Source organism: Actinoallomurus liliacearum (assembly GCF_039542035.1).
In the GTDB taxonomy this organism is placed as follows: Bacteria; Actinomycetota; Actinomycetes; order Streptosporangiales; family Streptosporangiaceae; genus Actinoallomurus; species Actinoallomurus liliacearum.
The window spans coordinates 234,410-256,787 of sequence record NZ_BAABHJ010000027.1; the positions used below are offsets into that span (position 1 = coordinate 234,410).

21 protein-coding genes are annotated in these 22,378 nt (G+C 72.2%); 13 read left to right on the forward strand and 8 right to left on the reverse strand.

Annotated elements, in window-relative coordinates; all coding sequences use genetic code 11:
* Positions 1-10: 10 nt before the first annotated feature.
* The gene (locus ABD978_RS32690) at positions 11-934 is read right to left on the reverse strand and encodes an MBL fold metallo-hydrolase (protein WP_345363723.1); all 924 of its coding nucleotides are present in this window, start codon (positions 932-934) and stop codon (positions 11-13) included.
* A 40-nt stretch (positions 935-974) separates the two neighbouring features.
* On the reverse strand, positions 975-2,219 hold the full coding sequence (locus tag ABD978_RS32695; protein ID WP_345363388.1) for a CynX/NimT family MFS transporter: 1,245 nt from the start codon (positions 2,217-2,219) through the stop codon (positions 975-977).
* A 23-nt stretch (positions 2,220-2,242) separates the two neighbouring features.
* On the opposite strand from ABD978_RS32695, the gene ABD978_RS32700 reads away from it, so the two are divergent.
* Positions 2,243-2,914 (forward strand): FadR/GntR family transcriptional regulator, encoded by a 672-nt coding sequence (locus tag ABD978_RS32700; RefSeq protein WP_345363390.1) that lies wholly within the window; start codon positions 2,243-2,245, stop codon positions 2,912-2,914.
* A 526-nt stretch (positions 2,915-3,440) separates the two neighbouring features.
* Positions 3,441-4,595, forward strand: coding sequence for an epoxide hydrolase family protein (locus ABD978_RS32705; RefSeq protein ID WP_345363392.1), 1,155 nt, complete (start codon positions 3,441-3,443; stop codon positions 4,593-4,595).
* A gap of 12 nt (positions 4,596-4,607) precedes the next feature.
* Here the strand turns inward: ABD978_RS32705 and ABD978_RS32710 are convergent, their stop codons facing one another.
* On the reverse strand, positions 4,608-5,576 hold the full coding sequence (locus tag ABD978_RS32710) for an ArsR family transcriptional regulator (protein WP_345363394.1): 969 nt from the start codon (positions 5,574-5,576) through the stop codon (positions 4,608-4,610).
* A gap of 59 nt (positions 5,577-5,635) precedes the next feature.
* Between ABD978_RS32710 and ABD978_RS32715 the strand changes: the two genes are divergently transcribed.
* Together ABD978_RS32715 and ABD978_RS32720 are read left to right on the forward strand one after the other, a co-directional pair.
* Positions 5,636-6,859: an MFS transporter gene (locus tag ABD978_RS32715; protein WP_345363396.1), complete on the forward strand. Its 1,224-nt coding sequence runs from the start codon at positions 5,636-5,638 to the stop codon at positions 6,857-6,859.
* Between the two features lie 64 nt (positions 6,860-6,923).
* A complete protein-coding gene (locus ABD978_RS32720) occupies positions 6,924-7,874 on the forward strand; it encodes a DNA polymerase domain-containing protein (protein ID WP_345363397.1) in 951 nt (316 codons plus the stop codon).
* A gap of 65 nt (positions 7,875-7,939) precedes the next feature.
* Here the strand turns inward: ABD978_RS32720 and ABD978_RS32725 are convergent, their stop codons facing one another.
* Entirely contained in the window at positions 7,940-9,019 is a 1,080-nt protein-coding gene (locus ABD978_RS32725; protein ID WP_345363399.1) for a cation:proton antiporter, read from the reverse strand.
* 227 nt (positions 9,020-9,246) lie between these two features.
* On the opposite strand from ABD978_RS32725, the gene ABD978_RS32730 reads away from it, so the two are divergent.
* Positions 9,247-9,936, forward strand: a complete 690-nt coding sequence (locus ABD978_RS32730) for a nucleoside triphosphate pyrophosphohydrolase (protein ID WP_345363401.1) — start codon at positions 9,247-9,249, stop codon at positions 9,934-9,936.
* Positions 9,937-9,965: 29 nt separating this feature from the next.
* On the opposite strand, the gene ABD978_RS32735 is transcribed toward ABD978_RS32730, so the two are convergent.
* Complete coding sequence (locus tag ABD978_RS32735) at positions 9,966-10,460, reverse strand: LURP-one-related/scramblase family protein (RefSeq protein ID WP_345363403.1); 495 nt, start codon at positions 10,458-10,460, stop codon at positions 9,966-9,968.
* A 103-nt stretch (positions 10,461-10,563) separates the two neighbouring features.
* Here ABD978_RS32735 and ABD978_RS32740 point away from each other — a divergent pair, with 103 nt between their 5' ends.
* The 4 genes from ABD978_RS32740 to ABD978_RS32755 all read left to right on the forward strand — a co-directional run bounded on the left by ABD978_RS32740 (position 10,564) and on the right by ABD978_RS32755 (position 16,269).
* Positions 10,564-11,316, forward strand: a complete 753-nt coding sequence (locus tag ABD978_RS32740; RefSeq protein ID WP_345363405.1) for a DUF429 domain-containing protein — start codon at positions 10,564-10,566, stop codon at positions 11,314-11,316.
* 49 nt (positions 11,317-11,365) lie between these two features.
* Positions 11,366-12,361 carry an aldo/keto reductase gene (locus ABD978_RS32745; RefSeq protein WP_345363407.1) on the forward strand — a complete coding sequence of 332 codons (996 nt, stop codon included), beginning with the start codon at positions 11,366-11,368 and terminating at the stop codon, positions 12,359-12,361.
* A 198-nt stretch (positions 12,362-12,559) separates the two neighbouring features.
* The gene (locus tag ABD978_RS32750) at positions 12,560-14,293 is read left to right on the forward strand and encodes an ABC transporter ATP-binding protein (RefSeq protein WP_345363409.1); all 1,734 of its coding nucleotides are present in this window, start codon (positions 12,560-12,562) and stop codon (positions 14,291-14,293) included.
* Positions 14,290-16,269: an ABC transporter ATP-binding protein gene (locus ABD978_RS32755; RefSeq protein ID WP_345363411.1), complete on the forward strand. Its 1,980-nt coding sequence runs from the start codon at positions 14,290-14,292 to the stop codon at positions 16,267-16,269. The genes ABD978_RS32750 and ABD978_RS32755 overlap by 4 nt, the downstream gene beginning before the upstream one ends.
* Positions 16,270-16,411: 142 nt before the next feature.
* Here ABD978_RS32755 and ABD978_RS32760 read toward each other — a convergent pair whose 3' ends face one another.
* Positions 16,412-16,600: a hypothetical protein gene (locus tag ABD978_RS32760; protein ID WP_345363413.1), complete on the reverse strand. Its 189-nt coding sequence runs from the start codon at positions 16,598-16,600 to the stop codon at positions 16,412-16,414.
* Positions 16,601-16,717: 117 nt separating this feature from the next.
* Complete coding sequence (locus ABD978_RS32765) at positions 16,718-17,641, reverse strand: NADP-dependent oxidoreductase (protein WP_345363415.1); 924 nt, start codon at positions 17,639-17,641, stop codon at positions 16,718-16,720.
* Positions 17,642-17,799: 158 nt separating this feature from the next.
* On the opposite strand from ABD978_RS32765, the gene ABD978_RS32770 reads away from it, so the two are divergent.
* The 3 genes from ABD978_RS32770 to ABD978_RS32780 all read left to right on the forward strand — a co-directional run bounded on the left by ABD978_RS32770 (position 17,800) and on the right by ABD978_RS32780 (position 20,182).
* On the forward strand, positions 17,800-18,663 hold the full coding sequence (locus ABD978_RS32770; protein ID WP_345363417.1) for a helix-turn-helix transcriptional regulator: 864 nt from the start codon (positions 17,800-17,802) through the stop codon (positions 18,661-18,663).
* 43 nt (positions 18,664-18,706) lie between these two features.
* A complete protein-coding gene (locus ABD978_RS32775; RefSeq protein WP_345363419.1) occupies positions 18,707-19,285 on the forward strand; it encodes a TetR/AcrR family transcriptional regulator in 579 nt (192 codons plus the stop codon).
* A 69-nt stretch (positions 19,286-19,354) separates the two neighbouring features.
* Complete coding sequence (locus ABD978_RS32780) at positions 19,355-20,182, forward strand: SDR family oxidoreductase (protein ID WP_345363421.1); 828 nt, start codon at positions 19,355-19,357, stop codon at positions 20,180-20,182.
* Positions 20,183-20,265: 83 nt separating this feature from the next.
* Here ABD978_RS32780 and ABD978_RS32785 read toward each other — a convergent pair whose 3' ends face one another.
* A complete protein-coding gene (locus tag ABD978_RS32785; RefSeq protein WP_345363423.1) occupies positions 20,266-20,907 on the reverse strand; it encodes a GNAT family N-acetyltransferase in 642 nt (213 codons plus the stop codon).
* 190 nt (positions 20,908-21,097) lie between these two features.
* Between ABD978_RS32785 and ABD978_RS32790 the strand changes: the two genes are divergently transcribed.
* A complete protein-coding gene (locus ABD978_RS32790; protein ID WP_345363425.1) occupies positions 21,098-22,330 on the forward strand; it encodes a cytochrome P450 in 1,233 nt (410 codons plus the stop codon).
* The last annotated feature ends 48 nt before the right edge of the window (positions 22,331-22,378 follow it).

Sequence of the window (22,378 nt, forward strand, 5' to 3'; positions counted from 1 at the left end):
GCGGCGCCGGTCAGACGGCGCAGCGCAGCGGGCCGCCGTTGTAGGCGATGGCGTCGGTGAAGGCGGCGATCAGGTCGAGATCGCCGCCTTCGGCGTCCGCGTACGCGCGGTGCAGGTTGAGGACGACGCGCTCGCGGTCCGGCCATCCGGCGAACGGGCCGAGGTCGCACGTACGGGCGGCCTCCAGCGGGGTGAGTCCCTCCGCCCGGCCGCGCCGCGCGGTGTCGAGGATGAGGCGGTAGTACGCCTCGTGCGCCGCCAGGACGGGCGCGAGGTCACCGGTGATGAGCGCCCCGTGGCCGGGCACGACCGTACGGGCGCCGAAGCCCGCCAGCCACTCCAGCGAGCGCAGCGCCCCCTCGACGGACCCCATGAAGACCAGCGGCGTCACCTCGTGGAAGATCAGGTCGCCGGTGAACAGCACCTGCTCCTCCGGCAGCCACGCGACCACGTCCCCGGCCGTGTGGGCCCGGTGTCCCGGGTGCCGGAGCTCGATCCGCCGCTCGCCCGTGAAGAGCGTCAGCGCGTCGTCGAGAACGACGGTCGGCGGCCGGACGTCCGAGACGCCCCAGTCCGGGGACGGCGACCAGATCGGCGGCGTGCCCTTGAGTATGAAGTCCGCCAGCAGTCCCTCGCGCGTCGCCCGGTGCCCGACCACCACGGCGGAGTCGGGGAGCAGCGCGTTCCCGTACGTGTGGTCCCCGTGGAGGTGCGTGTTGACCGCCATCCGTACCGGGTCGCCGCCGGTCGCCGCGTCGACCGCGGCGAGGAACCGCCGGGTGCGCGCGGCGGTCGCGCAGGTGTCGACGAGGATCACCCCGTCGTCCCCCTGCACCGCCCCGGCGTTGTTGATCCACCAGGAGCCGTCCGGCTGCACCCAGGCGTGCACGCCCGGCGCCACCTCCGTCAGTCGCGGCTCGGCGCCGTGGGCCATCGTCGTCTCCTCGCTCCGCACCCGGCCGATCCTAGGGGTGTCAGCCGATCCGGCGGTCGCGGCCCGCGACGAGGCCGGCCACGAGTTGCAGCACCATGAGGACGGCCATGAGGGTCAGCGGCGTCCGCCAGCCGCCGCTGTGCTGGTAGAACACCCCGACGAGGACCGGCACGGGGATCGAGATGAGGTAGCCCGTGCTCTGCGCGAAGGCGGACAGCCGGGCCACCGTGGCGCCGTCCTGCCCCCGCATTCCGATCATGGCCAGAGCCAGCGGAAAGGCGCAGTTGGAGAGTCCGAGCAGCATCGCCCACAGCCAGGGCGCTCCGGCCGGCGCGGCCCAGAGCCCGGCGAATCCGGCCAGACCGCACACGGCGAGGCCCGCCGCCAGGCCGCTCTGGTCGCGCAGGCGGCCCGCGAGGGCGGACAGCGGGTAGGACAGGGGCACGCTGAGCAGAGAGGTGCCCGCGAACAGCAGGCCCGCCGTCTCCGCCGACAGCCCGGCGTCACGGAACATCTGCGGCAGCCAGCCGATGATGACGTACGCGCCGCCGGCCTGCAGGCCGAAGAACACCGCGAGCGCCCAGGCGGTGGGGCTCCGGCTGATGCGCACGCCGGACCCGCCGTCCGACACGGCGGGCCCCGGCGCGCGGACGGCGGACGCGCTCCGGCGGCGTCCGAGAACCAGCCACGCCGGAACGGCGGCGACGGCGAGCACCGCCCAGGAGCCAAGACCGGCCTCCCAGCGCCCGCCGAACGCCCGGACCAGCGGAACGGTGCCGGCGGCGGCCGCGCAGGCGCCGACGTTGAGCGCCGTCGAGTAGACGCCGGTCATCGCGCCGACCCGGTCCGGGAAACGCTGCTTGACCACCACCGGCAGCAGCACGTTGGTCGCCGCGATGCCGGCCAGCGCGACGGCGCTCAGCGCGATGAACACGAGGGTGCCCGACGCGAAGGGCCGCGTGACCAGGCCCGCCGCGAGCGCCACGGCGCCGATGGCGATGACTCCGTCGGTCCCGTACCGGCGGGCGAACCGGGGCGCGGCGAACCCGACGAGCGCGAAGCACACCTCCGGCAGCGAGGTGAGCAGCCCGGCGACGGTGGCGCTCATCCCGAGCGTGGAGCGCACCTCTTCGAGCACCGGGCCCAGGCTCGTGACGGCGGGGCGGAGGTTGAGCGCGGCCAGGACCAGGGCCACCGCCGCCAGCCGTCGGCCGGCGACGGGGGACGCGGTGAGGTCCTGCGGCGGTTCCGCACAATGCGGACGAACCGCCTCATGATTCGACATAGCGCCAATCGTAGAATGATGGGATGAATCTCGCACCGGTCCCCCGCCGGGCCGCCCTGTCGGACCAGGTGATCGCGCGGCTGCGGCAGCAGATCACCTCCGGCACCTGGCCGGTCGGATCCCGCATCCCGACCGAACCGGAGCTGGTCGAGCAACTGGGCGTCGCCCGCAACACCGTCCGGGAGGCCGTACGGGCGCTGGCGCACAACGGGATGCTGGACATCCGCCAGGGCTCCGGGACCTACGTCGTGGCGACCAGCGAGCTGTCCGGCGTGATGCAGCGCCGCTTCGCCGAGGTCGGCCGGCGCGACGTCGTCGAGGTGCGAGGCGCGCTGGAGGCCGCGGCGGCCGGGCTGGCCGCCGAACGGCGCACCGACGAGGACCTGCGGCGGCTCGACACCCTCCTGGAACGCCGGGAGAAGGCCTGGACGTCCGGCGACCGGGACGCGTTCGTCGACGCGGACGCGGCGTTCCACCTGGCGGTCGTCGCCGCGTCCCACAACGAGGTGCTGGCCGAGCTGTACGCGGACCTCGGACAGGTGATCCGGGAGTCGCTGCGCGAGCACTTCGGCGCCGAGCTGTCCCCCGAGGGCTACATGGACCATTCCCGGCTGCTCGCGGCCATCCGGGCCGGGGACGCCGCCACGGCCGCCGCCGAGGCCGCCTCCCACACCGCCCGCCGCTCCGACCCCTGACCCCGGCCCGCCCCCCGGATCTCGCCTTCGCCATACCGCGCCGTTCCCGGCGACGCCCTCGCGCCGAAGCCTCGGAAAAGGACCGCCGCACCCGCCCGGGCCGACCGATTTTCGCCCCTTTGAGGGCTGACGCGCCCGGCGTCGACCGAGCGATACGCACACCCGACCTCGGCTCCGGCCATCCACGGGCCGCAGCCGTCCGGGGGGCGGCCGAAACCGACGCCCGGTCGCTGCGCCTGCCGGACCGGCCGTTCCGCGTGGTGTCCAGCCCGCCGGCCGAAGGTCGACTCCGCCGTGCTCGTCGTACGCCGGCGGTGAAGGTCTCGCGGGCGCCGGCGACCCCGGTGGCGGAAAACCGCCCCTTTCGGAGTGGGGCCCCCGCTGTTACTCTCCTCGCCAGCGGAATGGACGCGAGGAGGTGAGCCCGATGACGATGACCGGTCCTTTCCGGGCGCTCCTCGCCGTCGCGGCCGTCTGACCCGCGCCGAGGGGTGTCCGTCCGTACACACTCCTCAGCGAAGGAACCATGACAGTCACGCCTTTCCAGATCTCCGTTTCCGACGACGTCCTCGACGACCTGCGCGCGCGTCTCGCGCGGACGCGGTTCACGACGGCGTCCGACACCACCTCGTGGGCGGCCGGCACCGATCCCGGCTACCTGCGCGAGCTCGTCGCGTACTGGGCGAACGAGTTCGACTGGCGCGCGGCGGAGAAGGCGCTGAACGCCTTCCCGCACTACCTCGCCGAGGTGGCCGGCCGGCAGGTGCACTTCGTGCACGTGCGCGGCGTGCGCCCCGAAGGCGGGCCCGAGCCGCTCCCCCTCGTGCTGACGCACGGCTGGCCGAGCAGTTTCGTCGAGATGCTGGGCGTCGCCCGTCGCCTGGCCGACCCGGCCGCGTACGGCGGCGACCCCGCCGACGCCTTCGACGTGGTCATCCCCTCGCTGCCCGGGTTCCTGTTCTCCGAACTGCCGGACGGTCCCTTCACCCGCCAGGGCACCGCCCGGATCTGGCACTCGCTGATGACCGAGACCCTCGGCCACCGGCGGTTCGGGGCGTTCGGCGGGGACATCGGGGGCGGCGTCACCCAGTGGCTGGGCGCGCTGTTCCCGGAGAGCCTGGTCGGCGTCCACCTCACGTCGGCGGTGATCACCGCCGACTTCGGCGACCGGCCGCCGACCGCCGAGGAGCAGGCGTTCCTCGACGACCTGCGCGCGTACGACGAGCAGGACGGCGGATACAGCGAGATCATGTGCACCCGGCCGGACACGGTCGCCGCCGGTCTCATGGACTCCCCCGCCGGGCTCGCCGCCTGGATCATCGACAAGTACCGGGACTGGAGCGACTGCGGGGGTGACCTCGAGACCCGCTGGGACAAGGACACCCTGTGCACGATCGCGACCCTCTACTGGGCGACCGGCACGATCGGGTCGTCGTTCCAGCAGTACTACGACTATCCGCTCAACCCGCCGGTCCCGCGGATCACCGTTCCGGGAGCGGTGACCCTGAGCAACGAACCCGCGCTGCGGACCCTGCCGAAGAGCCTCGTGGAGCGGGTGCTCACGGACCTGCGCCACTGGCACCGGCCCGAACGAGGCGGGCACTTCATGTCCCATGAGGAGCCCGAGCAGGTGGTCACCGACCTGCGCGCCTTCTTCCGGCCGCTGCGGGCCGAGGCCTGACGTCCGCCGCCGTCAGCGGGGCGCCTGGGCGCGGACCAGGACCTCGCCGGCGGCGGTGCGATCGTAGAGGACGGCTCGTCCGGCGCGTCGGCGCCGGACGAGCCGGGCGTCGAGCAGGATCCTCAGGTGGCGGCCGACCGAGCCGAGTCCCTGGCCGGTCAGGGCGACCAACTGCGTCGTGGTCTTGGGCGTGTCCAGGAGGACGAGGACGCGCGCCCGCGCGGGTCCCAGCAGGGCGCCCAGAGCGTCGGGCACGGGGACGGGGTCGGGTTCGGCGAGCACGCCGGAGCACGGGTACATCACGGCGTACCGGTCGGCCGCCCAGGAGACCCAGCCGACGCCGGGCGTCACGGGGACGAACAGCAGCCGCGCTCCGGAAAGGTCCCTGGGTGGGAAGTCGTACCGGTTGACCTGCAGACGGCCCTCCCCCAGCCAGCGCATCCCCGGACGCATCGCGTCGAAGGCGGCGGCCCAGCCCGCCTGGCCGAGCTGCGCGGTCCGCGCGACGACGTCGGCCTCGATGACGCGCCGGCGTCGCGCCCAATCCGGCCGGACCAGCTCCGTCCACAACCACTCGAGCAGGTCGGCGAGACGCTCGGCCAGATCCGGCCGACGCAGTCCTGCCGGGACGGGGCCCCGCAGCGCGACCTCGAGGTCCTCATGGACCTGGTCGGCGGGTGTCTCGCGAATCGGCGCCAGTTCGTCGTGGAAGGCCGGAGCCGCCACGCCGGAGGCCGGGGGGACCACGAAGTCCGCGATCCAGCCCGGCCGCAGCGCGGACCACACGAGCAGCGCGGTGATCGGATCGGCGGCCAGCCGCGCCCGGTAGGCGGGAAGGCGGGCGTCGAGCCACTGGCGCTCGCCGGGGTGCGCGGCCACGTCCTTGTGCAGCGCCAGGAGGCACGCGGTGGTCTCGGCCAGCGCCGAGACCACGAACCGGCTCTCCGCCAGCGTGTCCGTGCTGATCCGCCACCAGCTCATGTTTCGCCTCCCCGCGAAACATTAACGGCCTCGTTCCGCCGGGCGTGAGACTCCCGACCATGCCGACCACCTATCGCGGGCTCTTTCGCACGCCCGAGTTCACGCCGCTGTTCGCGACCGCGTCGACGCAGGTCGCGGCGTCGACCGTCAGCGGCCTGGCCCTGGGCACGCTCGTCTACGCGGCCACGGGCTCGCCGCTGTTGTCCGCGCTCAGCATGTTCGGCCCGTCTCTGGCGCAGGTGATCGGGGCGACGGCGCTGCTGTCGGCGGCCGACCGGCTGCCGCCCCGCGCCGCGACGACGGGCCTGGCGCTGGCCTTCGGGCTCGGCACCGCCGTGCTGGCCGTCCCGGGCCTGCCCCTGTGGGCCGTCTTCGTCGTGATCATGTTGCTGGGGCTGGTGGGTTCGGTGGCCGGCGGGGTGCGGTACGGGCTGCTCAGCGAGATCCTTCCCGGCAAGGATTACCTGCTCGGCCGTTCGGTGCTGAACATGTCCGTCGGCGCCATGCAGATCTGCGGGTTCGCCGTGGGAGGCGGGCTGGTGACGCTCCTGTCCCCGCGCGGCACGCTGCTGACCGGCGCGGCCCTCTACCTCGCCACGGCGGCCGTCGCGCGCTTCGGTCTCGGCGACCGCCCGCCGCGGGCCGCGGGGCGGCCGTCGATCGCCGCGACCTGGCGGACGAACGCGCGGCTGTGGTCCTCACCGCCCCGCCGGTACGTCTACCTGGCCCTGTGGGTGCCGAACGGCCTGATCGTCGGCTGCGAGTCGCTGTTCGTCCCGTACGCGCCCCGGCACGCCGGACTGCTGTTCGCGTTCGCGGCCGGGGGGATGCTGCTCGGCGACACGCTGACCGGCCGGTTCGTCCCAGCGGGCTGGCGGCGGCGGCTCGACGCCCCGCTGCGCCTGCTGCTCGCCGCGCCGTACCTCGTCTTCGCCGCGCACCCCGGCCTGGGCCTCGCCGTGGCCGCGATCGCGCTCGCCTCGATCGGGTACTCGGCCACGCTCCTGCTGCAGGACCGCCTGATGACCCTCACGCCGAAGGACGTGCACGGGCAGGCGCTGGGCCTGCACTCCGCCGGCATGCTCACCATGCAGGGCGTCGGCGCCGCCCTCGCCGGAGCGGTCGCCCAGCACGTCTCCCCCGCGACGGCCATGGCCGTGATGGCGGCGGGCTCGGTGGCGGTCACCGCCCTGCTGGCCCCCGGCCTGCGCGGCGAGCCGGAGCCCGTACCGGAGCCGTCATCGCCGGAGCCGGCGGCCATGGCGTCCGGCGATCGACCGTGAAACCGCATGGCGGCGCCCGGCGGGGGCATGGACGACTCCGACCGGTACGGCGGAGGATGGGGCGATGAGCGGGGACGGCGAGCAGCGGGACGGCGTGACCCTGACCAACCTGGACCAGCCCCTCTTCGAGGGGGCCGGGGCGACGAAGCGCGAACTGGTGGACTACCTCGACGCGGTCGCCGACCGGATCATCCCGAACCTGCGGGAGCGTCCGCTGTCGGTGATCCGGGCGCTGCGCGGCCAGGCGCCGTTCATGCAGAAGAACCTTCCGAAGTACGCCCCGTCGTGGATACCGGCCGTACGGGTGTGGGCGGAGGCGTCCCACCGCCAGGTGACGTACGCGGTCTGCGAGGACCGGCGGACGCTGCTGTGGTTCGCCAACCAGCGCGCCGTCGAGTACCACCCCGCGCTCCTGCGCGGCGAACAGGTCACCCACCTGGTGCTCGACATCGATCCGCCGGACGCGGGCGCGTTCGGCCTCGCCGTCCGCGCGGCCCGCCTCGTCCGCGAGGTCCTGACGGACACCGGCCTCACCGGCGTGGTCAAGACGAGCGGCGCGAAGGGCGTCCACGTGTTCGTCCCGCTCGACGGGCGGGTGACCGCGGAGGAGGCCGCCGCGGCGACCCGGGCGATCGGGGCGCGCGCCGAACGCCTGGACCCGGCGCTCGCCACCACGGCGTTCATCCGTGCGGACCGGGGCGGCAAGGTGTTCATCGACTCGACCCGGGCGGGCGGGGCGACGGTGGTGGCCGTCTACAGCCCGCGCGTACGGCCCGGGGTGCCCGTCTCGTTCCCCGTCGCGTGGGACGACCTGGACGAGGTGACGCCGGCGGACTTCACGATGCGGACCGCGCGCCGCCTGCTCGCCGAGGGCGACCCCTGGTCCGCGTGGATGCCCGGCCCGCAGCCGCTCGATCCGGATCTCGTCGCCGAGGGCCGTACGATCCCGGTCGCCCGGGTGCAGGCGATGCACGAGGGCAAGCGCCGCGCCCGCGCCCGCCGCGCCGGCTCCTGACACCGGGGAACAGTGCGCCCCGTCTCCTGACGGGGACGGGGCGCGGTTGAGGGCGTTCGCCCGGTTCAGCGGACTGCGACCCCCGCACGCCGCCGCGTTCGGGCGGCGAACACGGCGTTGCTCAGCAGGTACAGCAGGTTGATCACGAGGATCGCGGGGGCGACGACCGCGACGGTGCCGCTGAAGAACGGCTCCAGCAGCAGCGCCAGGGTGATCGCCGTGATCCCGTTCTGTTGGGCCAGCGCCAGCAGCACCCTGTCGGCGCGGGTGTGTGATCGCGTCAGCGGCAGGCTCACCAGGGCGTGCGCCAGGAAGGCGGTCACGCCCAGGACGATCCCGGGAACCGGTGAGACTCCCGCCGACAGGACGACGCCGAGGAGTACGGCCGCCAGGAGGAAGGCCACGTTGACGGCCTTGTCCAGGACTCCCTGGACGGCCGCCGGCCGTCCGGGAAGCCGCGGCCGGACTTTCAGCCCGACGAGCGCGACGGCCAGCACCCAGGTCTGCCAGACGCCGACCGCGAACACGACCGCCAGGATGGCGCACCCCACCGGGAACTGCCGGCGCGGCGCAAACCTGCCGGTCAGCCGGTAGAGCACGATCGCGACGGCGGCCACCGCCAGATTGCCCACCAGGTCGATGGTGAACATGGCGGGGTCGCCGAGGGCCTGGTGAACGGTCGCCGCCCCGTCTTGGAACCGCATGGCGAACGCCGCGACGTAGATGGTGAGCAGCGTCGTCACCGGGTCGTCGAAGGAGGCCCAGGCGAGCAGGAGGGCCTGGCCACGACGGGAGAGCCGGGACGACTCACCGAGTGCGGCGACCGACAGCGGATCGATCTGCGCGACCGCGATGCCGAGCACCAGATAGGCGGGGTTCTGGAACACCGCGAGGAGCACGGCGGTGATCAGCACCGCTTTGAGGAGCACGCCGACGGTGACGGCCAGTACGACGGTGCGCGCGTCGGAGCGGAGATGCCCGAGGTCGATGCCGTGCGTGCTGCCGTAGAGACCCACGGCCAGCAACGCGGTCACCGACATGGCATAGAACGGTCCGCTCAGGATGCCGGTCGCCTGCGGAAACGCCAGGCCGCCCAGCACACCGAGGAGGACCATGGCGACCATGAGAACCATGCGCCTCGTCATGGCCGCCTCACCGCTAATTGTTTGAGATTCATCTTCATCTCCGTTTTGGATCGAGGTTTCCTTCGCGGGTTTCTCCCGCAGGGAGAACTGTTCGTACGGGGAACCGGGCGGCAACAACTTCGGTGCGACGGCGTCGGGCGCTGGAGACGGAGCGTCAGACTGGGCCCATGAGCGAGCGAAGTCGGGAACACGGCGCCTCTGGTCACTCCACCGACGAGGGAGACCGCATGAGCGATGCCGACGAGCCGTACGGTGATCCGTCCGCCGGAGACTCCGACATTCCGCGTTCCCTCGACCGCGTCCTGGCGGACGTCGCCGCCGAGCGCGCGGCGCAGGACGCGATGTGGGGCGTGCAGGACCTCCCGGACGGCACCGGGACCGAACACGCCGCCGCGGCCGACGCCGCCAAGCGCGACTGCCGGGAGGCGTGGGCCGGGGCCCGGCTGACCTGGCGGCACATCCTCGCCGAGGAGTTCTGCGAGGCGCTGGCCGAGACCGACCCGCGGGCGCTGCGGACCGAGCTGATCCAGACCGCCGCCGTCGCGGTGAAGTGGGTGCAGGCGCTCGACCGGCGCGACGGGAACCTGACCCATCGGGGCCGGACCGGCCCCGGCCGCCTGGAGAAGCTCGTACGGGACCGCGTGCCCGACCTCATCCGCGCCGACGGCCGCGACCCCGACGTACGGACCGCCGGAGACGGCGAGTACCTCATGCTGCTGCGCGGGAAGCTGTACGAGGAGATCGGCGAGTTCGCCGCGTCCGGTGACGTGGCGGAGCTCGCCGACGTCCTCGAGGTGGTCTACGCCCTCGCCGCCGCGCGCGGCGTCGATGCCGAAGAGCTGGACCGGATGCGCTCCGCCAAGGCCGCCCGCAACGGGGCGTTCACCCGCCGCCGGGTCCTCCGCCGCCCGGACTGATCACGGCACCCGCCCCGGCGTCCCCCGTCTCAGTCGTCGTCCCGGTGCCGCGAGTCCTCGGCGAGCTCGTCGACCGCGACGGCCACGGCCAGCACGAGCGGGACGTCGGGGTGGTAGACCTCGATGCCGTACGTGTCGCGGATCCGGAACCACTTGCGGGACGTCTCCGCGACGACGCCCTGGTCGCTCTCGATCCGGTAGTTCTTCTCGATGAGGTCGCCCGTCGCGGTCCACTCCTGCCCGTCGGCCAGCTCGATCTCCATCTTGTGCCGGAGCGGGCTGAACAGCTTCTTGTGCACCTTCGCGACGGTGCCGCCCTCGGCCTCGATGAGCATGGTGTCGCGGATGCTGACCATCTTCTTCCGGATGACGGCGAAGATCTCCCCGCCCGGTCCCTTCAGCTCGAACGTCTGGCGCAGTCGCAGCGCCTTGCCGTCGACGAGGAAGACGCGCTGCCCCGCTTCATCCTCGATCCAGAAATCGTCGCCGATGCTGAACATCCGCTCGCGCATCACGAACTTCACGCCGCCTCCTCGGTCCGTCGTCGCGGGGAGGATCCCCGGCTACACCATCCATCATTCCTCTAAAAAGGAGCGACTTTTCCGGCGGTGCGCCTATCGTGAGGTCGTGCTCACGGTCGGACTGGATCTCGCCGCGGAGGCCGGGAACACCGCGCTCGCCCGGCTGGAGTGGCACCGCGACGGCTGCTCCGTTCGCGGGATCCAGCAGGCGTGCGAGGACGAGATGATCGTCGACGCGCTGCTGACGGCGGACAAGGCCGGGATCGACTGCCCGCTCGGCTGGCCGGTGCCCTTCGTCGAGTTCGTCGCCGCCCACCGGTCCGGGAACGTCGCCGTGCCGGTCGGGACCCGCGGCCGGGACTGGCGCCGGAACCTCGCGCTCCGGCTGACCGACCGGGTCGTCCACGAGCGGACCGGGCTGACCCCGCTGAGCGTCTCCGCCGACCGGATCGGCCACGCCGCGATGCGCTGCGCCGCGCTCCTGTCCCGCCTCGCGCGGGAGGGCCGCCCGGTGGACCGGTGCGGCACGGGCGTGGTGGTCGAGGTCTACCCGGCCGCCTCCCTGCGGCTCTGGGGCCTGCCGTACCGGGGGTACAAGCGGGCGCACGACGTCGCTGCGCTCGGGCGGCTGGTCGACGGCCTCCTGGCTGCCGCGCCCTGGCTCGACCTCGGCGCGTGCGAGTCGCTGTGCCGCCGCTCGCACGACGCGACGGACGCGGTCGTCGCGGCCCTCACCGCCCGCGCCGCCGCCCTCGACCGCACCACCTCCCCGGAACCGGGCGAGGTCGAGACGGCGCGATCGGAAGGCTGGATCGCCCTCCCCGCCGGCCCCCTCGACGACCTCCGCACCGGCGTGTGAGCACAATCGCACTTGCCCTGAAGTGCGCTCTAGGTGCTTGGGTGCGGTCATGGACTACGTACAGCTGGGACGGACCGGACTCAAGGTCAGTCGGCTGGTGCTCGGCACCATGAACTTCGGCCCGCAGACCGACGAGCCCCACAGTCACGAGATCATGGACGCCGCGCTCGACGCGGGGATCAACTTCTTCGACACGGCGAACGTCTACGGTGGGGCCCCGCAGAAGGGCCGTACCGAGGAGATCGTCGGCACCTGGTTCGCCAAGGGCGGCGGCCGGCGGGACAAGACGGTCCTGGCCACCAAGGTGTACGGGAACATGAGCACGGACGGCGGCGTCTGGCCGAACCACGACAAGCTGTCCGCGGTGAACATCCGCCGTGCCGTCGACGCCTCCCTGCGCCGGCTCGGCACGGACCGCATCGACGTCTACCAGTTCCACCACATCGACCGCGCGACGCCGTGGGAGGAGATCTGGCAGGCGATGGACGTCCTCGTCCAGCAGGGCAAGATCCTGTACGTCGGGTCGTCCAACTTCCCGGGCTGGGGCATCGCCCGCGCGAACGAGCAGGCCGCCCGGCGCGGCTCCCTCGGCCTCGTCAGCGAGCAGTGCCTGTACAACCTGATCGAGCGGCGGGCCGAGATGGAGGTCATCCCGGCCGCCGAGGCGTACGGGCTCGGCGTGATCCCCTGGTCGCCGCTGCACAGCGGGCTGCTCGGCGGGGCGATCCGCAAGGAGCGCGCGGGGGGCGCCGCCCGCTCGACGTCCGGGCGGTCCGCGGAGGCGCTGGCCGACCCGGCCCGGCGCGAGCGGATCCAGGCGTACGAGGACCTGTGCGAGCGGTACGACTTCGAACCCGGTGACGTGGGCCTGGCCTGGCTGCTGACCCGTCCGGGCGTGACCGGGCCGATCGTGGGACCGCGCACGCGGGAGCAGCTCGACTCGGCCCTGCGGGCGCTCACCCTGGAGCTGTCCGATGAGTTCCTGAAGGCGCTCGACGAGATCTTCCCCGGGCCCGGCCCGGCTCCCGAGGCGTTCGCCTGGTGAGGACGCGCGGGGCCCGACGGTGATCCTCCCGCCGTGGACGGAAACGTCCCCGTCCACGGCGGGAGGCCCGGTCCGGAGTGGGCTGGCCCTGACGTCGCGTCATGGAGGTATTTTTCCGGTTGCACGTGCTCGGAGTGGTTTGCCACCGTAGAGCCGCTGCGCCTCCTCGTCGCCGTCCCCCCGCAGAGAGAGTTCCGTGTGCTGATCCGACTTCTGCGCGCCCATCTGCGCCCGTATCGCTGGCCGCTCGCCCTCGTGGTGGCGTTCCAGCTGGTGCAGACGCTGGCCACGCTCTATCTGCCGACCCTCAACGCCGACATCATCGACCAGGGGGTGGTGAAGGGCGACACGGGTTACATCATGCGCACCGGCGGTGTCATGCTCGCCGTGTCCGTCGTCCAGATCGTCTGCTCCATCTGCGCGGTCTACTTCGGCGCTCGTACCGCGATGGCCCTCGGCCGCGACATCCGGTCCGCCATCTTCGCCCGAGTCCAGTCCTTCTCGGCCCGCGAGGTGGGCCGGTTCGGCACGCCGTCGCTGATCACTCGGACCACGAACGACGTGCAGCAGGTCCAGATGCTGGCCCTGATGACGTTCACCATGATGATCGCGGCGCCGATCATGGGCGTCGGCGGCATCGTGCTGGCGCTGAACCAGAACGTCACGCTGTCGTCGCTGCTGGTGGTCATCGTGCCCGTGCTCGGCACGGTGATCATGTTGATCATCAGGCGGATGCGGTCGCTGTTCCGGTTGATGCAGGACCGCATCGACACCATCAACCGGGTGCTCCGCGAGCAGATCACCGGCGTGCGGGTCATCCGGGCCTTCGTCCGCGACCTCCCCGAGCAGCGACGCTTCGCCACGGCCAACACCGAACTGCTCGACGTGTCGCTGGGCACCGGCCGGCTGATGGCGCTGATGTTCCCGATCGTGATGTTCGTGATGAACGTCTCCAGCGTCGCCGTCCTGTGGTTCGGCGGCCACCTGATCAACAGCAACTCGATGCAGGTCGGCGCGCTGACCGCGTTCCTCACCTACCTGATGCAGATCCTCATGGCGGTCATGATGGCGACCTTCATGTTCATGATGGTGCCGCGCGCGGAGGTGTGCGCCGAGCGCATCCAGGAGGTCCTGGAGACCGACTCCAGCGTGGTCCCGCCGGCGGACGCGGTGCGAACGCTCAGCGTGCACGGCCACCTGGAACTGCGGGACGTGGAGTTCCGCTACCCGGGCGCGGAGGAGCCCGTCCTGTCCGGCGTCGACCTGACCGCCCGGCCCGGTGAGGTCACGGCGATCATCGGCTCGACCGGCAGCGGCAAGACCACGCTGCTCAACCTGATCCCCCGGCTCATGGACGCGACCGGCGGCGCCGTGCTCGTCGACGGCGTCGACGTGCGCGAACTCGGCCCCGTGACGCTGTCGGACGCGGTCGCGTTCGTCCCCCAGCGGCCGTACCTCTTCTCCGGGACGGTCGCCTCCAACCTGCGGTACGGCAAGCCGGACGCCACCGACGAGGATCTCTGGCACGCCCTGGAGATCGCCCAGGCCAAGGACTTCGTCGAGAAGATGGACGGCCGCCTCGACGCCAAGATCGACCAGGGCGGCACCAACGTCTCCGGCGGCCAGCGCCAGCGGCTCGCCATCGCCCGCGCGCTCGTCCGCCGGCCCGAGATCTACCTGTTCGACGACTCGTTCTCCGCGCTGGACTACGCGACCGACGCGGCCCTGCGTGCGGCGCTGACCGCCGAGACCGCCGAGGCGACCGTCGTCATCGTGGCGCAGCGGGTCTCCACCATCCGGCACGCCGACCGCATCATCGTCCTCGACGAGGGCCGCGTCGTCGGAACCGGCACCCATCACGAGCTGATGGCCACCAACGACACCTACCGGGAGATCGTGCTCTCCCAGCTCACCGAGCAGGAGGCGGCGTGACATCCCCTTCAGGAGAACGCGCGGTACCGAGCCGGGGGCCCGGGCCGGGCGGGCCGGCCCACGGGCCGGCCCGGTTCATGGCCGGGCGGTCGACCGAGAAGTCGCTGGACTTCGGCGGGTCGAGCCGGCGGCTGCTGCGGATGCTGCGGCCGGAGCGGCCGCTCATCGTCGTGACCCTGCTGCTCGCCATCGCGAGCGTCGCGACGACCGTGGTCGGCCCGCGGATCCTCGGCCACGCCACCGACCTGATCTTCGCCGGGGTCACCGGCCGCCGGTTCCCCGCCGGCACGAGCAAGGCCGAGGTGGTCGCCGGCCTGCGGAGCAGCGGCCACGGCACCCTCGCGGACATGCTGAACTCGATCGACTTCGTGCCCGGCCACGGCATCGACTTCGGCAAGGTCGGGACGGTGCTGCTGATCGCCCTGGCGCTGTTCGCGGTGGCCGCGGTCCTCGGCCTGGTGCAGGGGCGCCTCACGACGACGATCGTGCAGCGGTCGATGTTCCGGTTGCGCGAGCAGGCGGAGCTGAAGCTGGCCCGGCTGCCGCTGAGCTACTTCGACCGCCAGCCGCACGGTGAGGTGCTCAGCCGGGTCACCAACGACATCGACAACCTCGCCCAGACGCTGCAGCAGACGCTCAGCCAGATGCTGACCTCGCTGCTCACCATCGTCGGCGTGCTGACCATGATGATCGTCATCTCGCCGCTGCTGGCGCTGATCGCGCTGGTGACCGTGCCGGTCTCGGTGCTGGTCGCGGCCAGGGTCGGCAAGAAGGCGCAGCCTCAGTTCATCAAGCAGTGGGCCACCACGGGCCGGCTGAACGGGCACATCGAGGAGATGTACACCGGGCACTCCCTGGTCAAGGTCTTCGGCCGGCAGGAGGAGTCCCTGGAGACCTTCCGGGAGCACAACGACACGCTGTACACGTCGAGTTTCAAGGCGCAGTTCATCTCCGGCATGATCCAGCCGGCGATGATGTTCATCGGCAACCTGAACTACGTCCTCGTCGCGGTCGTCGGCGGCCTGCGGGTGGCCTCGGGATCGCTGTCCCTGGGCGACGTGCAGGCGTTCGTGCAGTACTCCCGGCAGTTCACCCAGCCCATCACGCAGGTGGCCAGCATGGCGAACCTGCTGCAGTCGGGCGTCGCCTCCGCCGAGCGCGTGTTCGCGCTGCTCGACGCGGATGAGCAGGATCCGGACCCGCAGACGCCGGTGCGGCCCGAGGGCGTGCGCGGGCGGGTGGTGTTCGAGAACGTGTCCTTCCGCTACAAGCCGGACACGCCGCTGATCGAGGACCTGTCCCTGTCCGTCGAGCCGGGCCAGACGGTCGCCATCGTCGGCCCGACGGGGGCCGGCAAGACCACCCTGGTCAACCTGCTGATGCGGTTCTACGAGGTCACGGGCGGCCGGATCACGCTCGACGGCGTGGACGTCGCCGAGATGACCCGCGAGGACCTGCGGTCCAAGACCGGCATGGTGCTGCAGGACGCCTGGCTGTTCGGCGGCACCATCGCCGAGAACATCGCGTACGGGGCGGCCGACGCGACCCAGGAGCGGATCGTGGAGGCCGCGCGCGCCACCCACGTCGACCGGTTCGTGCGCACGCTGCCCGACGGGTACGACACGGTCCTCGACGATGAGGGCTCCAACGTCAGCGCCGGTGAGAAACAGCTGATCACGATCGCCCGGGCGTTCCTCGCCAGGCCCACGATCCTCATCCTGGACGAGGCGACCAGCTCGGTCGACACCCGCACCGAGGTCCTGATCCAGCGCGCGATGAACTCCCTGCGCAAGGGACGGACCAGCTTCGTGATCGCGCACCGGCTGTCCACGATCCGCGACGCGGACCTGATCCTCGTCATGGAGTCCGGCAGCATCGTCGAGCAGGGCACCCACGACGAGCTCCTGAAGGCCGACGGCGCCTACGCCCGTCTCTACCAGGCGCAGTTCGCCCAGGCCGTCGCCGAGGTCGACTGAATCGAGATTCACGGCCGGGGCGGGCCGCGCCCCGGTCACCGCGGAGGTCGGCCGAGGTCGTGACACGCGGACGCAGTGCGGCCCTCCCCGTTGAGAGGGAGGGCCGCTGCTGGGGAGGGATCGGCCCGAAGCCGGTCCCTCCTTACCGCCGCGTGGTCACGGTGTGGGTCCCGGCGAACTTGCCGTTCGCGTCGTACTCCGGAGTGACCACCGTGGACCCGCCACCCGCCCCCAGGTCCCTCTGGACCTTCGCGGCCTCGCTGGTGGGGACGCCCGTGCGCCTGCTCTCGCGGCTGCCGTCCGAGCTGGCGGTTTCCTCCACTCGCGCCATGTTCTCTCCTTCGGTTGCGACGCCGCGGTCTACCACGACGTCGATGGGTACTAAGGAGAACGTCCGGGACATCCGCGAAACGGCCACACCCGACCGGGGCAGGTCCGCCCCCGCGCGTCACGGCAGCAGGACGATCTTGCCTCGGGTGTGGCGCTTCTCCAGCTCGCGGAAGGCGTCCCGTACGGCGTCGAGCGGGTAGGTGCGGGCGATCGGGATCTCCAGCTCGCCCTTGTCGACCAGCGCGGCCAGCTCGGCGACCACCTCGGCGGTGGCCGCCTCCGCGTTGGCGTCGGTCTTGACGCCGTACTTCGCGGCGGCGCCCCAGTCCTTGATGGTGTCGATCCGCTCCGGAGCGACGCCGAGCCCGATCGCCAGGTCGACGTAGCCGTCGCCGAACGCGTCGACGAACGCGTCGACCTTTCCGCCGGGAGCGGCGGCCCGGATCCGGTCGGCGACGCCCTCGCCGTACGCGACGGGGATCGCCCCGTGGTCCGTCAGCCACTGGTGGTTGGCCTCGCTCGCCAGCCCGATCACCGTCGCGCCGGCGCGCCGCGCGAGCTGGACCGCGATCGTCCCCACTCCCCCGGCTGCGGCGGAGATCACCACTGTCTCACCCGGTCCCGCGGCGACGGCCCGCACCGCCGCGTACGCCGTCGTCCCCGCGACGTACAGCGACCCGCCCTGCTCCCATGAGACGTTCGCCGGCCGGGGCATCAGGTTCGCGGCCTCGACGAGGACGAACTCGGCGTGGCTCGCCCGGTCGTCGGTGAACCCGATGACCTCGTCCCCGGCGGAGAAGCCGGTGACGTCCGCGCCGACCTCCTCCACGATCCCGGCCAGGTCGCTGCCCTCGCCGGAGGGGAACGTCGCGGGCCACTTCTCGTGCAGCGCCCCGGTGCGGATCGACACCTCGCCCGGGTTGATCGACGCCGCCTTCACCCGTACGAGGACCTGACCGGCCCCGGGGACCGGCCGGTCCACCTCCACGACCCGCAGCACCTCGATGGCGCCGTACTCGTCGAATCGCACTGCCTTGGGCATCACGCACTCCGTCATCTCGAAGCCGGCCGCCGTTTCGGCCGGACACCGATGAGACTGCCAACGTGCCGCGGCGGTGACGAGCGGAGCGCTTTCCCTAGGATCGACGATCCCTGGCTGGGCATTCGGACCCGGTACGAGTCTCGGCGATGATTGGGGACATGCAGATGGACCGCCGTGAGCTCGCCGACTTCCTGCGTCGTTCCAGGGAACGGCTGCGCCCCCAGGAGGTCGGCCTGCCGGCCGGGCCACGCCGCCGTACGCCCGGGCTGCGGCGCGAGGAGGTCTCCCAGCTCGCCGGGATGTCCGCGGACTACTACATGCGCCTCGAACAGGCCCGCAGCCCGCAGCCGTCGCCGCAGATCCTCGCCTCACTGGCGCACGCGCTGCGCCTGACCGAGGACGAGCGCGACCACCTGTACCTGCTCTCAGGTCACCGGCCGCCCGCGGGCCGGCCGGCGGGCGACCACGTCCGGCCCGCCCTGCTGTACCTGCTGGACCAGCTCAAGGAGACCCCGGCCCACATCACGAGCGACATCGGCGACCTGCTCGCCCGCAACACCATGGCCGAGGCGCTCCTCGGCTGCATCTGCTCGGTCCGCGAGCAGGACCGCAACTTCATCTGGCGCTGGTTCACCGACCCGACGCTCCAGCCGATCTACCCGGCCGAGGAGCGCGAACCGCAGAGCCGCGCCTACGTCGCCGACCTGCGGGCCTCGGTCGCCCGGCGGGGCAACGACACCGCCTCGACCCGCCTGGTCGCCCGGCTGCGGGAGGCCAGTCCCGAGTTCGCCGCGCTGTGGGAACTGCACGAGGTCGCCGTGAGCCGGAAGAGCCGCCTGCGCGTCGACCACCCCGTCATCGGCCCGATCGAGCTGGAGTGCGAGACGCTGCTGAGCCCGGCCGAGGACCAGCGGCTCACCATCTTCACCCCGCCGCCGGGCACCTCGAACATCGACCACCTCAGCCTGCTGCGCGTCCTCGGCCACGACGACTTCGTCACGGCCGGCCCGGAACGCCGCTGAGCCGTATTTGAGTCAGAGTTCCAATTCGCGCTAGGGTACGGGCGTGGCACGCACCAAGGGATTCGACCCGGACGCCGCCGTGGACAAGGCGATGGAGGTGTTCTGGGCCAATGGCTACGCGGGCACCACGCCCCGGCAGCTGGGCGCGGCGCTCGGCATCGGTCCCGGCAGCCTCTACAACGCCTTCACCAGCAAGCACGCGCTCTACGAGCGGGCGCTGCGCCGTTACTACGAGCGGGAGACCGTCCGGCTGATCGAGTTCCTGGACGGGCCCGGGTCGCCGCGGGCGCGGATCCGGACCGCCATCGACCTGATCGTCACCGCCGCCCTGGACGACCGGGAGCGGCGCGGATGCATGGCCGCCAACGCCGCGATCGAGTTCACCGACGAGGACGACGTCGTGCACCACCTCGTACGACGGATCTTCGACCGGCAGGAGGCGGCGTTCCGCAGCACGATCGAAGAGGGCCAGCGCGCCGGCGAGATCGACCCAGAGGCCGATGCCGCCGCGCTGGCGGCCCTCCTGCTCGCGACGATCAACGGCATCCGGGTGCTGGCCAAGGCGGACCCGAACCCGGCCCGGCTGTCGGCGATGGCCGAGACCGCGCTGCGCGCACTCTGAGAAACCCCCGACGCGGCATGCCGTAGGCATGCCCTGATTTTGTATCTACAGCTCAAGAATGGAGCGATCATGGATCTGCGACTGACCGGAAAGGTCGCCGTCGTCACCGGCGCCAGCAAGGGCATCGGGCTGGCCATCGTGCGGTCACTCGCCGGCGAGGGCGCGCGGGTGGTCGCCGCCGCCCGTACGGCCGGCACGGAGCCGACCGGACCGACCGCCGCGGTGACCACGGTGGCGGCCGGCGCGGTGACCACCATGCCGGTCGGCACCGTGACCGCGGTGCCGGTCGACCTCACCACCCCGGACGGCGTCGCGGCCCTCGCCGAACGCGCCGGCGACGCCGACATCCTGATCAACAACCTCGGCGGCGTCGCCGAGGAGAGCATGCGGGCCGGCGGGTTCCTCGGCACCCCCGACGACGCCTGGCAGCGGACGTACGAGCTGAACCTCTTCAGCACCGTGCGGGTCACCCGCGCGCTGCTGCCGGGCCTGCTGCGGCGGCGTGGAGTCATCGTCAACATCTCGTCGATCGGGGCACGGGCGGCGTTCCAACCGGTCGACTACGGCACCGCGAAGGCGGCGATGACGAACCTGAGCAAGGCGCTCGCCGAGGAGTTCGGTCCGCAGGGCCTGCGGGTCCTGACCGTCAGCCCGGGTCCGACGAGGACGCAGAACTGGGGCGACCCGGACGGTTTCGCCGGACACCTCGCCCGCGCGGCCGGGGAGTCCCTCGACGAGTTCCTCGCCCGGGTGCCCGAGCGCATGGGGATCACCACCGGCAGGCTCACCGAGCCGGAGGAGACGGCCGCGCTCGTCACCTTCCTCGCCTCCCCCCTGGCCGGAAACCTCACCGGCGCCGACTATCTGGCCGACGGCGGCGTGATCAAGACCATCTGAGCGACCGCGGTCTGAGAGGCCGCTCGGCGGTGATCCCTGGCGATCGCGGTGCCCTACGGGCGGCGCACGCCAGGGATCACCGTTCAGAGGCCGAAGAGCGGCAGGCAGGCGGCGAGGCCCTCGATCGTGACGGGCACCGTTCGCCGGGCCTGCCAGCCGGCGCGGTCGAGCCGCAGCCGGCGCGACACGACGGGACGGCCGCGGACGACATGGCGATCGATCCCGTCCTCCCGATAACCGAGCTTGCGGGAGACCGCGAAGGACGCCTCGTTGTCGGCGAAGGCGGCGGACAGGGCGTACTCCGCGCCCAGTCCCGCGAACGCCAGGTCGAGCACTGCCGCGCGCATCTCGGTGCCGATCCCCTGCCCCTGGTACCGCCGGCCGAGCCAGGATCCCGTCGACACCTCACGGCGGATCGCGAAGTCCTTCGCGCTCACTCCCTGGGTGCCGACGATCACGCCGTCGAGAGCGACCACGAGGTTCAGGGACCAGGCCGACGGCCGCCAGGCCGCCCACTCCGACCAGTGGTACTGCAGGGTCCCGCGCGCGCGTTCGGCCGGCGGAGCGTCGGTCCACGGCACCGTGAACGGCTGGACGTCGGGGTCGTGCACGCCCTCGGCCGCCAGCTCGGCCAGGGCGTCCAGGTCCTCCAGGGTGGGGACCCGCAGCCGGAGCCGCGGAGTGCTCACCCGGAGAGCGAACAGGGGCCAGTGGGATGAGGTCATGCCGGCGATTGTGCAGTCGGCCTTCGCCCGCCGCACCCGCTTTTCTTCGCCGTCGGTCTCGTTCGGATGGGCGTCGGTCCAGACATTGCGTCAAAACGCTGGTCAACTCGGGACAATATGGCCGACATGGCTGTTCCAGGGCTAAGCTCCCGCGCGTGACGACCACCACACCGACCGCAAGAGACCTGTCGTGACCGCGGCGCAGCCGGAGTTCGGAGGCGCGCCTCTCGGGGCGGTACCGCTGTACGGGCGGCGCTTCACCGAGGACACCGAGGAGCTCTTCCGGGAGATGCGGCGCGACCACGGACCGGTCGTGCCCGTCGTACTCGAGAGCGGCGAGCCCGCGTGGCTGGTCATCGGTTACCGCGAGGTCCACCGGGTCCTCACCGACGGGCAGTCGTTCGCGCGCGACCCGTACCGCTGCCACGGCCCGGACTATGTGCCGCCGCAGAGCTCGGGGTACCTGCCCGGCATCCTGATGTTCCTGGACGGGCCCCTTCACGCGAAGCGCGCCGGCGCGATCGCGACCGCGCTCGCCGAGGTGGACCCGTTCGAGCTGCGCGGCGACTGCGAGCGGTTCTCCGACCGGCTGATCGACGCGTTCGCCGCCGCCGGCAAGGCCGATCTCATCGAGCAGTACGCCTACCACCTGCCGATGCTCGTCATGGGGAACATGCTCGGGCTGCCCGACTCACAGCTGATGGCCGTCGCGCAGGACATGAAGATGATGAACGACGGCCGGGAGGACGCCATCGACGCGTTCGGCCGGTTCGTCGTGACGATGACGGAGCTCATCGCGCGCAAGCGCGAGCGGCCCGGCCCGGACATGACGTCCCGCGTGCTCGCGTACTCCACCGAGCTCACCGACGACGAACTGATCGGGGACCTCCTCGTCGTGATGTCCGGTGGCCAGGAGAACACCGCCCACTGGATCGGCAACACGCTGCGTCTCATGCTGACCGACGATCGGTTCTCGCTGACCCTCTCGGGCGGTCGCCGCAGCGTCGGCCAGGCGCTCAACGAGGTGCTGTGGGAGGACTCTCCGATGAAGACCTCCCCACCCCGCTGGGCGGTCCGGGACACCGACCTCGGCGGCCGGGCCATCCGAGCCGGCGACGTGGTCATCGTCGGGCCGGCCGGCGCCAACGCCGACCCGCTGGTACGGCCCGCCGCCGACGGTCACTCGGGCGGCAACCAGGCCCACCTGGCGTTCGGCGCCGGCGAGCACGGATGCCCGGACCCGGCGCCCGAGCTCGCCGAGGTCATGGCGCACACCGCCATCGAGGTGCTCCTCGACCGGCTTCCGGACGTGCGGCTCGCGGTTCCGGAGGACGCGCTCGAGTGGCGGCCGGCCTTCCACATCCGCGGCCTGTCGGCGCTGCCGGTGCGCTTCGAACCGACGTACGTCGTCCAGCGGGGCTGACCGGCAGAGCCGCGCCGTCACCCGCTCGGACGGCGTGGACGGGAGCCG

Coding starts and splice junctions, on each gene's coding strand:
- ABD978_RS32730 (WP_345363401.1), top strand. CDS start 9,247: ATGAGCGATGCCGACGAGCCGTACGGTGATCCGTCCGCCGGAGACTCC.
- ABD978_RS32765 (WP_345363415.1), bottom strand. CDS start 17,641: ATGCCCAAGGCAGTGCGATTCGACGAGTACGGCGCCATCGAGGTGCTG.
- ABD978_RS32710 (WP_345363394.1), bottom strand. CDS start 5,576: ATGAGCTGGTGGCGGATCAGCACGGACACGCTGGCGGAGAGCCGGTTC.
- ABD978_RS32770 (WP_345363417.1), top strand. CDS start 17,800: ATGCAGATGGACCGCCGTGAGCTCGCCGACTTCCTGCGTCGTTCCAGG.
- ABD978_RS32695 (WP_345363388.1), bottom strand. CDS start 2,219: ATGTCGAATCATGAGGCGGTTCGTCCGCATTGTGCGGAACCGCCGCAG.
- ABD978_RS32690 (WP_345363723.1), bottom strand. CDS start 934: ATGGCCCACGGCGCCGAGCCGCGACTGACGGAGGTGGCGCCGGGCGTG.
- ABD978_RS32780 (WP_345363421.1), top strand. CDS start 19,355: ATGGATCTGCGACTGACCGGAAAGGTCGCCGTCGTCACCGGCGCCAGC.
- ABD978_RS32705 (WP_345363392.1), top strand. CDS start 3,441: ATGACAGTCACGCCTTTCCAGATCTCCGTTTCCGACGACGTCCTCGAC.
- ABD978_RS32720 (WP_345363397.1), top strand. CDS start 6,924: ATGAGCGGGGACGGCGAGCAGCGGGACGGCGTGACCCTGACCAACCTG.
- ABD978_RS32715 (WP_345363396.1), top strand. CDS start 5,636: ATGCCGACCACCTATCGCGGGCTCTTTCGCACGCCCGAGTTCACGCCG.
- ABD978_RS32785 (WP_345363423.1), bottom strand. CDS start 20,907: ATGACCTCATCCCACTGGCCCCTGTTCGCTCTCCGGGTGAGCACTCCG.
- ABD978_RS32725 (WP_345363399.1), bottom strand. CDS start 9,019: ATGACGAGGCGCATGGTTCTCATGGTCGCCATGGTCCTCCTCGGTGTG.
- ABD978_RS32760 (WP_345363413.1), bottom strand. CDS start 16,600: ATGGCGCGAGTGGAGGAAACCGCCAGCTCGGACGGCAGCCGCGAGAGC.
- ABD978_RS32700 (WP_345363390.1), top strand. CDS start 2,243: ATGAATCTCGCACCGGTCCCCCGCCGGGCCGCCCTGTCGGACCAGGTG.
- ABD978_RS32745 (WP_345363407.1), top strand. CDS start 11,366: ATGGACTACGTACAGCTGGGACGGACCGGACTCAAGGTCAGTCGGCTG.